Annotated in this window: 16 protein-coding genes and 1 pseudogene; 10 read left to right on the top strand and 7 right to left on the bottom strand. The window is 68.3% G+C overall.

From position 1 onward, the window contains the following. The 6 genes and pseudogenes from BM004_RS32665 to BM004_RS32640 form a co-directional block, all read left to right on the top strand. Positions 1–212 (top strand): annotated as a pseudogene (locus tag BM004_RS32665) (3-oxoadipate CoA-transferase); the annotation flags it as partial. A gap of 30 nt (positions 213–242) precedes the next feature. Continuing rightward, entirely contained in the window at positions 243–1,448 is a 1,206-nt protein-coding gene (gene pcaF, locus BM004_RS32660) for a 3-oxoadipyl-CoA thiolase (protein ID WP_093132281.1), read from the top strand. A gap of 10 nt (positions 1,449–1,458) precedes the next feature. Further along, positions 1,459–2,508: a Bug family tripartite tricarboxylate transporter substrate binding protein gene (locus BM004_RS32655; protein ID WP_093132282.1), complete on the top strand. Its 1,050-nt coding sequence runs from the start codon at positions 1,459–1,461 to the stop codon at positions 2,506–2,508. Between the two features lie 115 nt (positions 2,509–2,623). After that, entirely contained in the window at positions 2,624–3,625 is a 1,002-nt protein-coding gene (locus tag BM004_RS32650) for a Bug family tripartite tricarboxylate transporter substrate binding protein (RefSeq protein WP_093132284.1), read from the top strand. A 46-nt stretch (positions 3,626–3,671) separates the two neighbouring features. Then, the gene (locus tag BM004_RS32645) at positions 3,672–4,403 is read left to right on the top strand and encodes a hypothetical protein (RefSeq protein WP_093219628.1); all 732 of its coding nucleotides are present in this window, start codon (positions 3,672–3,674) and stop codon (positions 4,401–4,403) included. Positions 4,404–4,481: 78 nt separating this feature from the next. Next, on the top strand, positions 4,482–4,844 hold the full coding sequence (locus BM004_RS32640) for an immunity protein Imm33 domain-containing protein (RefSeq protein ID WP_093219625.1): 363 nt from the start codon (positions 4,482–4,484) through the stop codon (positions 4,842–4,844). Positions 4,845–4,849: 5 nt separating this feature from the next. On the opposite strand, the gene BM004_RS32635 is transcribed toward BM004_RS32640, so the two are convergent. From BM004_RS32635 to BM004_RS32625, 3 genes are all read right to left on the bottom strand, one after another. After that, positions 4,850–5,275 carry a ribbon-helix-helix domain-containing protein gene (locus BM004_RS32635; protein ID WP_093132289.1) on the bottom strand — a complete coding sequence of 142 codons (426 nt, stop codon included), beginning with the start codon at positions 5,273–5,275 and terminating at the stop codon, positions 4,850–4,852. Positions 5,276–5,348: 73 nt separating this feature from the next. Continuing rightward, complete coding sequence (locus tag BM004_RS32630) at positions 5,349–5,927, bottom strand: DJ-1/PfpI family protein (protein WP_093219623.1); 579 nt, start codon at positions 5,925–5,927, stop codon at positions 5,349–5,351. A gap of 116 nt (positions 5,928–6,043) precedes the next feature. Next, positions 6,044–6,502: a hypothetical protein gene (locus tag BM004_RS32625; RefSeq protein ID WP_143072591.1), complete on the bottom strand. Its 459-nt coding sequence runs from the start codon at positions 6,500–6,502 to the stop codon at positions 6,044–6,046. A gap of 258 nt (positions 6,503–6,760) precedes the next feature. On the opposite strand from BM004_RS32625, the gene BM004_RS32620 reads away from it, so the two are divergent. After that, the gene (locus tag BM004_RS32620; protein WP_093132295.1) at positions 6,761–7,177 is read left to right on the top strand and encodes a hypothetical protein; all 417 of its coding nucleotides are present in this window, start codon (positions 6,761–6,763) and stop codon (positions 7,175–7,177) included. A gap of 72 nt (positions 7,178–7,249) precedes the next feature. Here BM004_RS32620 and BM004_RS32615 read toward each other — a convergent pair whose 3' ends face one another. After that, a complete protein-coding gene (locus tag BM004_RS32615) occupies positions 7,250–7,777 on the bottom strand; it encodes a DinB family protein (RefSeq protein ID WP_093132297.1) in 528 nt (175 codons plus the stop codon). Between the two features lie 124 nt (positions 7,778–7,901). Between BM004_RS32615 and BM004_RS32610 the strand changes: the two genes are divergently transcribed. From BM004_RS32610 to BM004_RS42155, 3 genes are all read left to right on the top strand, one after another. Further along, on the top strand, positions 7,902–8,543 hold the full coding sequence (locus BM004_RS32610) for a TetR/AcrR family transcriptional regulator (RefSeq protein WP_093219618.1): 642 nt from the start codon (positions 7,902–7,904) through the stop codon (positions 8,541–8,543). Positions 8,544–8,550: 7 nt separating this feature from the next. After that, on the top strand, positions 8,551–8,703 hold the full coding sequence (locus BM004_RS42160; RefSeq protein ID WP_256220146.1) for a hypothetical protein: 153 nt from the start codon (positions 8,551–8,553) through the stop codon (positions 8,701–8,703). Between the two features lie 178 nt (positions 8,704–8,881). Next, entirely contained in the window at positions 8,882–9,022 is a 141-nt protein-coding gene (locus tag BM004_RS42155) for a hypothetical protein (protein WP_256220145.1), read from the top strand. 57 nt (positions 9,023–9,079) lie between these two features. On the opposite strand, the gene BM004_RS32600 is transcribed toward BM004_RS42155, so the two are convergent. The 3 genes from BM004_RS32600 to BM004_RS32590 form a co-directional block, all read right to left on the bottom strand. Beyond that, on the bottom strand, positions 9,080–9,310 hold the full coding sequence (locus tag BM004_RS32600) for a hypothetical protein (RefSeq protein WP_093132300.1): 231 nt from the start codon (positions 9,308–9,310) through the stop codon (positions 9,080–9,082). A gap of 146 nt (positions 9,311–9,456) precedes the next feature. Then, positions 9,457–9,726 carry a hypothetical protein gene (locus tag BM004_RS32595; RefSeq protein WP_093132302.1) on the bottom strand — a complete coding sequence of 90 codons (270 nt, stop codon included), beginning with the start codon at positions 9,724–9,726 and terminating at the stop codon, positions 9,457–9,459. A gap of 227 nt (positions 9,727–9,953) precedes the next feature. Continuing rightward, entirely contained in the window at positions 9,954–10,172 is a 219-nt protein-coding gene (locus BM004_RS32590; protein WP_093132304.1) for a hypothetical protein, read from the bottom strand. Positions 10,173–10,316: the final 144 nt, after the last annotated feature.

Below are 10,316 nucleotides of genomic sequence, written 5' to 3'. Positions count from 1 at the left end.
TCATGATGGACCTGCTGACCAAGCAGGGCGCGAGCAAGCTGGTGAAAGAGTGCACCTACCCGCTGACCGGCATCGCCTGCGTCAAGCGCGTGTACTCCGACCTGGCCACGCTCGAGTGCACGCCGCAGGGCCTGAAGCTCGTCGATCTGGTCGACGGCCTGAGCCGCGAAGAGCTCGAGACGCTGGTCGGTCTTCCGATCGCCGCCGCCTGATTCCGTTCAAGACTCCAAGAGACACACACCATGACCAACCAAGCCTTCATCTGCGACGCCGTTCGCACCCCCTTCGGCCGCTACGGCGGCTCGCTCAGCAGCGTGCGCACCGACGACCTGGGCGCCGTGCCCCTGCGCGCGCTGATGGAACGCAACAAGAACGTCGACTGGCAGGCCGTGAGCGACGTGCTCTACGGCTGCGCCAACCAGGCCGGCGAAGACAACCGCAACGTGGCGCGCATGTCGGCGCTGCTGGCCGGCCTGCCGCTCGAACTGGGCGGCGGCACCATCAACCGCCTGTGCGGCTCGGGCCTGGACGCCGTGGGCACCGCGGCGCGCGCCATTCGCGCCGGTGAAGCCGGCCTCATGATCGCCGGCGGCGTGGAAAGCATGAGCCGCGCGCCCTTCGTCATGCCCAAGGCCGAGAGCGCCTTCAGCCGCAACAACGCGGTGTACGACACCACCATCGGCTGGCGCTTCGTCAACAAGCTCATGAAGGCGCAGTACGGCGTCGACTCCATGCCCGAGACGGCCGAGAACGTGGCCACCGACTACAAGATCGAGCGCGAGGCGCAAGACCTGATGGCGCTGAACTCGCAGCTGCGCGCCGTGGCCTCGCAGAAGTCGGGCTTCTTCGACGCCGAGATCGTTCCCGTGAGCGTGCCGCAGAAGAAGGGCGACGCCATCATCGTCAACAAGGACGAGCATCCGCGCGAGACCAGCATGGAGTCGCTGGCCAAGCTCAAGGGCGTGGTGCGCCCCGACGGCACCGTCACCGCCGGCAATGCCAGCGGCGTGAACGACGGCGCCTGCGCGCTGCTGCTGGCCGACGAAGCCAGCGCCGCCAAGTACGGCCTCACGCCGCGCGCCCGCGTGGTCGGCATGGCCACCGCCGGCGTCGCGCCGCGCGTGATGGGCATCGGCCCCGCACCGGCCACGCAGAAGGTGCTGGCGCTCACCGGCCTCACCATCGACCAGATGGACGTCATCGAGCTCAACGAAGCCTTCGCCGCGCAAGGCCTCGCCGTGCTGCGCCTGCTGGGCCTGAAGGACGACGACGCGCGCGTGAACATCAACGGCGGCGCCATTGCGCTGGGCCACCCGCTGGGCGCCAGCGGTGCGCGCCTGGCCACCACCGCCGTGAACCAGCTGCACAAGGGCGGCGGGCGCTATGCGCTGTGCACCATGTGCATCGGCGTGGGCCAGGGCATTGCCGTGATCCTGGAACGCGTCTGACACACAGCGCATGACGTTCCCCTCGCGCCGAGTCGTTGCTCCTTCAACCACCCGGCGCGAGATGCTGCTGGGCCTGCTGTCCGCAGCAGCCGCCCTGCCAGCCCTTGCCCAGGGTCAACAGGGTCAGCAGCAGCCATCCATGGCGTCGCCTCACGACGCCACCAAACCCATCCGCATCGTCGTTCCCTTCGCCCCCGGCGGCGGCAACGACGTCTTCGCGCGCCAGATGGCCAAGGGCCTGGGCGAGTTGCGCAAGCAGGGCGTGATCGTCGACAACAAGCCCGGTGCCGGCGGCAACCTGGGCACCGGCGAAGTGGTGCGCAGCCCCGCCGACGGCAGCACCTTGCTGCTGGGCCACACCGGCACCGTGTCGATCAACCCCGCGCTCTACAAGGGCCTGAAGTTCGACCCCCGCAAGGACCTGGCGCCCGTCGCCATGTTCGCCTCGTCGGCCCTGGTGCTGGTGGTGCCCGCCAACTCGAAGATCCGCACCATCGCCGACCTCGTGAACGAGGCCAAGGCGCGCCCCGGCGCCATCGACTACGCATCGAGCGGAAGCGGCACCGGCGGCCACCTGAGCGGCGAGTTCTTCGCCGAGCGCACCGGCACCAGGCTCACCCATATCCCCTACAAGGGCACCAACCCCGCGTTGACCGACCTCGCGGGCGGGCAGGTGCACATGATGTTCAGCGTGATCCCGCCCGCACTCGCCCTGGTGAAGGGCGGCCGGCTGCGCGCCATTGCCGTCACCAGCGCCAGGCGCCTGCCGTCGCTGCCCGACGTGCCCACCGTGATGGAGTCGGGCTTGCCCGCGCTCGCCGATTTCGAGAGCACGCTGACCTACGGCATCCTCGCGCCGCGCGGCACGCCCGCCGCGTTCGTGAACGAACTCGCGGCGCAGATGCTGAAGGTGGCGGGGGAGAAGGAATTCCAGTCGCGGCTGGATGTGGAAGGCGCCGTGCCGTTGCTGGGCGGGCCGGCCGAATACGCCGCGCTCATGTCGCGGGAGAGCGCGAAGTGGGCGGCGATCGTGAAGAGTTCTGGCGCGGTGGTGGAGTAGCCGCGACAGCCGCCAAAAAAAATAGCCGCGGAGGTGGCAAAGAGGTGCCAAAGCGCACATCGGGCGGACCCAGAGAGTTTTAAAACCAAGAGAACCGAAAGAAGAGGATCAGAGGATGAACAAGACAAACGCAACCCGCCGCGGCGTCGGCCTGGCCGCGCTCGCGCTCACTGCTGCCGCGCTGGTGCCCGCCACCGCATCGGCACAGCAACAAGCATTCCCCACCAAGCCCGTGCGCATCATCACGCCGTTCCCGGTGGGCGGCGGCCCCGACGGCGTGGCGCGCCTGGTGGCCGACAAGCTCTCGCGTGCATGGGGCCAGCCGGTGGTGGTCGAGAACCGCCCGGGCGGCAACGGTTTCATCGCCATCGACGCGTTCAAGCGCGGCGCCAAGGACGGCCACGACATCATCGTGCTCGACAACGTGCACCTGGCCGCTTACCCCGCGCTCTTCAAGAAGCTGCCCTACGACAGCGCCAAGGACTTCGACACCCTGCTGCCGCTGTTCAAGACCTACTTCTTCTTCACCGTCGCGACCAACAGCAAGTACAAGACCGTGGGCGACCTCGTCGCCGATGCCAAGGCCAACCCCGGCAAGCTCGACTACGGCTCGTGGTCGGTCGGCAACCCGGTGCACCTGGGCTCCGAACTCTTCGAGTCGGCCACCGGCACGCAGATGGAACACATCATCTACAAGGAAACCACGCAGCTCTACACCTCGGTGGCGACCGGCGAACTGGCCTTTGCCCTGGGCAGCAGCGCCACCGCCGGCCCGCTGCAGCGCGCGAACAAGCTGCGCTTTCTGGCCGTGGCCGCGCCGCAGCGCAACGCCGCGTTCCCCGACGTGCCGACCGTCGCCGAATCGGGAGGCCCGAAGGGCTTCGAGGTGATCGGCTGGAACGCCATTGCCGTGCCCAAGGGCCTGCCTGCTTCGGTCACCGAGAAGATCAAGCGCGACATCGAGAAGGGCCTGGCCGAGCCCGACGTGCTGGAGAAGTTCAAGAGCTTCGGCTATGAGCCCTTCCCCACCACGCGCCCGCAGTTCGACCAGTTCGTGGCGAGCGAGACGACGCGGTTCACGGACGTGATCCGCAAGGCGAACGTGTCGCTGGATTGATGGCGTTGCACCCCGGCCCGTACCTGCGCCGCCGGGCGTTCTTCGAATGAACCTGAACGCACTGGCCCGCAAGGCCGCGAAGGGCCCGGCGCCCTCGGCCTACGGCGGCTCGATGGAGGTCGAGGACATGGTCCGCTTCACGCGGGTCCATGGCGCCGCGGGCGCCGATGAAATCGAGCGTCTCTGCGCGCAGCACGGCTGGCTGAGCAACGGCTTGCTGGCGGACGGCACGCGCGTCGTGCCGTTCGCGCGGTGGGCGCAGGCCTGCGTTGCCTTCGGGCGCGGCGGTGTCGCCGGGCTGCGCCCCCTGTTGGCCGACCCCGAGCTGGCGAGCTTTGCCATCGCCATCCTGGACGATGTGAAGACGTTCGAGAGCGTCCAGGCGCTGCTCGGTTTCTGCGCTGCTGCCAACTGGCAATCGACCGACGCGACGCATGCCGAATGGCAGGCGCTGTCGGCGTTGAACCTGATGCTGAGCCTCGACGACGGGGTGAAGGTCGACCAGGCCGTGATGGACGAGTTGCTGCGTGTCGTCGTCAAGGCGTACGAGGCGGCGCCTCGGCCTTTCCTGAAGAGTCTCTGCCTCTGGACCGTCCGCGGCGCCCCTACGGTGCAGGCGCTTGCATGGCTGCAGCAGCTCGAAGTGGCCGAGGCCGATGTCGAAGGCGCGCGAGCGACTGCAGCCAAGTCCGTCAAGCGCCGGCTGTCGCCGAACTACAAGGCGCCGGACGCCAAGGCCAGGCGGCAGATCCAGCGCGCGCGGGCGGCGGACGTCTAGCGCGGCTTGCCAACCGCGCACGCACAAGGCAGATTCGGCACCCGGGAGGGTGCCCTTTTTCCTGGGCACGCGTGCGCCATGTGGCCATTCACCAAGAAGAACACCCAAGAGAACAAGGCGCCGTGGGAGGACAAGTTCGCCGCGCTCGCTCCGCTGGTGCTCGCCTCTGACCAGGTCATGGGCCCGCAGCGCCTGCCGGTGTGCTTCGCCTACCGCGTGAAACCGAACAACCCGTACGACTCGGGCTGGATCTTCTCCAGCGGCAAGGAGAGCCAGCAGCATCTCGACGACAACCCGCCGAAGATCTGCCCGCTGAACTCGTACCTGAAGATGGACCCGACGCTGGGCGAGATCACCGAGCGTGCCGTCGGGTCGGCGTGGGAGCGCGACGGCGCCGGCGCACCCTGGACGGAAGTGCGCGGCTTCAAGCCGCCGCGCTGAAGCACTCAGGCGTGCCGGCGTGCAGCCACGTGCAGCGTGCGTACGTGGGCCGGCAGTGTGGCGGGCTGCTGCGCGGAGGCTGCACCCCAGCCCTGCGGCAGTTCATGCAGCACGGCCTTCGCATCGAGCGAGCGGATCGCCACCGAGGTGTCGGCCGGAATGCGCCCCTGCGCCACCATCGCCTCGTAGCGCAAGGCGCACACGCGCAGGAACGATGCGAAGTTGCCGACCTCGCCGCGCGCGGCCACCAGCTCGTCGTAGAGCCGCTCGATCAGCTGCACCACGACCATGCCGTCGCGCTGCGCGATTTCCTCGAGCACCTGCCAGAACAGGTTCTCGAGCCGGATGCTGGTGACGACGCCGTGCAGCCGCACCGAGCGCGTGCGCGCGTCGTAGCTCTGCGGGTCGGCACTGATGAAGACTTCGCACATGGGCCGTCTCCTTTCGGGCGGGGGTGGGGTTGGGGTGACGGGCGACGCACGCACTGTAGCGCCGCCCGTGGCATCAGTGTTCGATGCGCGTGCCCAGCACCGCCAGGAACTGCGCGAGCCACGCCGGGTGCGCGGGCCACGCGGGCGCGGTGACCAGGTTGCGGTCGGTCACGGCCTGGTCCACCGGAATGCCCATGTACTCGGCGCCCGCGAGTTCCACCTCGACCTGGCAGGCCGGGTACGCCGACACCTTGCGGCCCTTCAGCAGCCCCGTGGCCGCGAGCAGCTGCGCGCCATGGCAGACCGACGCCACCGGCTTGTCGGTGGCCAGGAAGTGCTTCGCGATCTCGACCACGCGGGCGTGCATGCGCAGGTACTCGGGCGCGCGTCCGCCGGGAATGACGAGCGCGTCGTAGGCCTCGGGGCGCACGTCGGCGAAGTTGGCGTTCAGCGTGAAGCGGTGGCCGGGCTTCTCGCTGTACGTTTGCGCGCCCTCGAAGTCGTGGATGGCCGTGTGCACCCAGTCGCCTGCCTTCTTGTCCGGCGCCACCGCGTGCACCGTGTGGCCCACGGCCAGCAGCGTCTGGAAGGGCACCATGGTTTCGTAGTCTTCGGCGTAGTCGCCGCAGAGCATGAGGATCTTGCGAGCCATTTCTTGTCTCCTTCGAATGAGGTTGGAATGCGGTGCACGCAGGTGCGTGCGGCCGTCGCCGGATTATTCGAAGGAGCAGGGCGCAGCGGGTAGCAGCCGGCTGCTACCCGCGGGCGTCAGACGAGCGTGGCGCTCACGCCGCGCGCAACCAGCGGTGCGATGCCGGCATGGAAGAACGCGAGGCTGTCCTCCGGCCCGTTCACCGCCCGCCCGCGCACCTTCGCCATCACGCACACGCCGACCTGGGCGTCGCCCTGGCCGATGACGAGGACGAAGGGGTTGTCTTCATCGCCGCGCAGGTAGCGCCCGCCGAACTCGCGGCGCGCCACTTCGAAGACATAGGCCGACGCGAGGAAATGAAGATCGTCCGGCAAGGGCGCCTGCTGTTTGAAGAAGTCGTCGAGCACGTCGTCGACCAGGGGCAACGATGCTTCGGTGTAGTCCAGCTTGTGGCCGTCAATGGGCGCGCCGGGCTGCGAGAACGCGTGGACGAAGTCGTTGGCCTGCGAGGCCATGCCGTCTTCGAGCGTGGCCGGCATGGCGGGTTTCTTCTTCAAGAAATCGAACATTCCCATGGTCTTCATTTCCTTCCTGGTCGGGTCGAGTGACCGCTGTGAGCAACGCGAGCAACGTGCGCAGACGGCACGTTCGGCAAAAGGTTAGCGCACAAGGCAACGGCCGCTAGCAGAAATCCGCACGTGCTGCAGTGCGGGCGCGAGAGCCTTTGCGCGTCTCGGGGCCGTCACGGATCTGCCTTTTGCGAGCACTAGCCTTGGTCAGGGTTTTCCCGTATCCCCGGGCCGCCCCATTCAAACAACTCGCAAAGAAACATCATGAAGACCACCCAACTCGCCCTCGCTGCCGCATTCGCCGTGCTCGCCATGGCCTCCGCCAACGCCCAGCAACGCACGCGCGAAGCTGTCGAAGCCGAAGCCATCGCCGCCGCCCACGCGCCGAACCAGAACGTCACGCGCGGCTCGCGCGGTGCCGATCCGTTCACGTCGACGGCCGACGCCGAAGCCATGTACAAGCAGGCCGTCGATACGGCCCACGCACCGAACCAGAACGTGACCCGCGGCTCGCGCGGCGCCGATCCGTTCACGTCGCAACGCGACCCCGCACAGGTCTACCAGGAAGCCATGGCCACGGCCGCCGCGCCCGACCAGAACGTGACCGGCGGCTCGCGCGTGAACAGCAAGGTCATCTCGACCATGCAGAACCCGGTGCTGCAATCCGCACAAGGCAAGTAAGCCTTCAAAGCCGTACAAGGCAAGCAAGCCTGCGAATCCACATAAGGCAAGCAAGCCTGCAGGCTGCCGCGGTCACCGGACCTTGAGGGGGCCGGTGCGCTGGCGGCGCAGGGGCTCGGCCTGGTGCAGGTAGCCGGTGAAAGTGTCCGGCGGCGACGCGCCCGTGAGGCGCGTCAGGATGCGGCCGACTTCGCCGCGGTGATAGCCCGCATGGGTCACCACGTGTCCCAGCATCTCCTCGCGCGACATGCGCCCGGCGGCCCCGTCGGTGAAGCTGAACTCCAGCGTCTGCGCGAGCTCGGCCGGCTCGAGGCCCGTGACGTAGTCCAGATACCAGCCGTCCGTTTGCCTGACCGCCCGCGCCAGTTCTTCCAGCGGCGGTGGCTCCATAGTGCCCGTGGCGGTGCAGCCGTGCGGCACCTGCTGGAGGTTCGCAACGAAGATGCGATCGACGATGCAGGCGTGGTCGAAGACGAGCGCCGCGGTGCGGTATTCGGCCGGAGAACCTGCTTCGCGCAGGGCGGCAAGACCGGCCAGCAGGCCTTCGTCGGCCCAGGCCTTGTAGCGGTACAGCGAAGCCAGAAGCGCCTGTGCACTCATCACAATCTCCTCTTGAACGTTGGAATGCACACTGCGCGTTTCATCGGAAGGCCGCGAGCGTGCGGTCTCATTCTTGAGTGGAGCCTCGAACTTGGGTACTCGCATTCCCCCACAGCGGCGCAGCATGCGCAAGGCGCCGCGCCAGGAGCGTTCGCGCGCCACGGTGGACGTGATCGTCGAGGCCGCAACTCGCGTTCTGGCGCGCCGCGGATGGGCGCGGTTCACCACCAACGAGATCGCCGCGGTCGCCGGGGTCAGCGTCGGCTCGCTGTACCAGTACTTTCCGGACAAGCTGGCCATCGCGGAGGCGATCCGGCAGCGGCACCTCGACGAAGTGCTCGCGGCGTTGTCCGCCGCCGATGACGAGAGCGGAGCCCTGCCGCTCGGCGAACGGGTCGGGCGTTTCGTCGATGGCGTGATTGCGGCGCATTCGATCGACCAGGCGCTGCACCGCGTGCTGGTCGACGAGGTGCCGCTCGCGGCGCGCTCGACCTGTCCGGAGTTCGAGGCGGAGTACCAGCGGCGCTACCGCGTGCTGGTGGCCGCGAGTACAGGCGGGAGCGCAGCGAGCGACTGCGCCGACTGCGCCGACGGCGCCGACAGCGACGACAGCGACGACACCGCGGCCCGCGTGCTCTCTGCCGCGGTCGAGGGCGCAGTCCATGCCGCCGCACGTCGCGGCGACCTGGCCACGCCGGCCCTGAGAACCGAACTCGTCAGGCTGGTGCTCGCCTACTTGCGCGACCGGCAGCAGGCGCGCGAATAATCTCCGCATGGCCCAGAACATCTACGACACGGCCGCCTTCTTCGAGGGCTACCAGCAGCTGCCGCGTTCCGTGCACGGCCTGGACGGCGCGCCCGAATGGCCCGCGCTGCAAGCGCTGGTGCCGCCGCTGCAAGGGCTGCGCGTGGTCGACCTGGGCTGAGGCCTCGGCTGGTTCTGCCGCTGGGCGCGCCTGCAGGGCGCGCAGTCGGTGCTGGGGCACGTCGACGCGCAAGGCGCAAGTCCTGGCCGCTCGACAGTGACCAGAGAGGGAAGGCCCGCGCACCACGAACTGGCTGGCCGAAGCTGTCGTCAAGCAGCACCGCACCATGGGGACCTTGTTGAACACGCTGCCGAAGGCGGGCTTTCGCATCGCGCACGTTCAGGAGTGGGGGCCAAGCGATGAGCAGGTCGCCGCGATGGCGTCGCTGGCCGAGGAGCGCGAACGGCCGATGATGTTGCTGGTGGCCGCCAGCCGCTGACTCGACCGCGACCGAAGGCTGGCGCGGTTGCCGGCCTTTGACAGCCGGCGCCAGCGCTCAGGCGTAGGCCTTGGACGCGCGCAGTTGCAGCATGGCCAGCATGCGTGCCTCTTCCGCGTCGCGCAAGCTCTTGGCGGCGCGGCTGGCGGAGTACGACACGTACAGCGTGTCGATCGCCTTGCCCCAGCATTGGGCCGTCTGGTAGATGCTGTCGGCACTGCCCGGCTGCGCCGGCACGGTGTACCCCGCCTTGCGCAGGATGTTGGCTTTGTGTTCGGTGTTGAGCATTTGGCTGGCCTCCGTCGATGGTGCGGCTCCACGATAGCTGTGGTGCGCAAGGCACGCTATTGGCCACAAGACGTATCTCCTTGTAGGCCAATCGCTTTCAGTCTTGCTGCCGAACCTCGGTGAGAGCTCTGGGAGCCGCGGCAGGTTCAGGCGCAGGCGTGCGCCGAAAGGCGCTGCAGCATGGCGGTCTGGCGCACCGCCTCGGCGTCGCGCAGGCTCTTGGCGGCGCGGGCGGCCACATAGGCGACGTACAGGGTCTCGATGGCCTTGGCCCAGTCGTGGGCCTTCTGCGAGATGCCCTCGGGCTTCACGGGCAGGCCCGCCACCGCGTGGGTCGACAGGTCGTCGTCCGGACGGGGCGGCACGTCGAAGCCCACCTTGCTGAGGATGTTGGCTTTCTGAAGGATGGTGAGCATGGGGCTGTCCTCTCTGTATCTCTGTGTTTGTCGCTGCGGTCGTCGCACCGGCAGCTTAGGTTGCGCCGGTGCACGGCGCCATTCGCCGGATGACGTACGCGCCTATTCAAGTTCCGTGCCGCGGAACGCCCGCGGCTCAACCTGTAGATCGGGTTTCAAGCCGTTTCCGGCATTGGGGCTTACCCTGCATCGGCACCGGATGGCCGACAGGGCGAAGAGCGGGGGCGTCAGGCGCAGGCGCTCAGGCCGGGGTGCTGCCGCACCGTCGAGGCCTGCTGTGCCTCGTCGGCTTCCCGCAGGCTCCGGGCGGCGCGCGCGGCCACATAGTCGCCGTACAGGGCGTCGATCACCTCGCCCATGTCCTGCGCGCCCAGGCTTGCAAGGCCCGTGGGCACGTCGTACCCCGCCTTGCGAAGGATGTCGGCTTTGTGGACGGTGCTGAGCATGCGGTGTGCCTCCGGTTGGACGAAAAGCACGATAGCGGCGGCCTGCGGGCCGTGCCATCCGTTGCATGACGTATCAGCGTGTAGGCGAAAACCGATGCTGGCGACGATCAAGGACGACCAGGGACGGCCAGCCACCGCGAGATA

The sequence above is a fragment of the Variovorax sp. OK212 genome, from assembly GCF_900112425.1.
Taxonomy (GTDB): Bacteria; Pseudomonadota; Gammaproteobacteria; order Burkholderiales; family Burkholderiaceae_C; genus Variovorax.
This window is presented reverse-complemented; position numbering and strand designations above follow the sequence as displayed.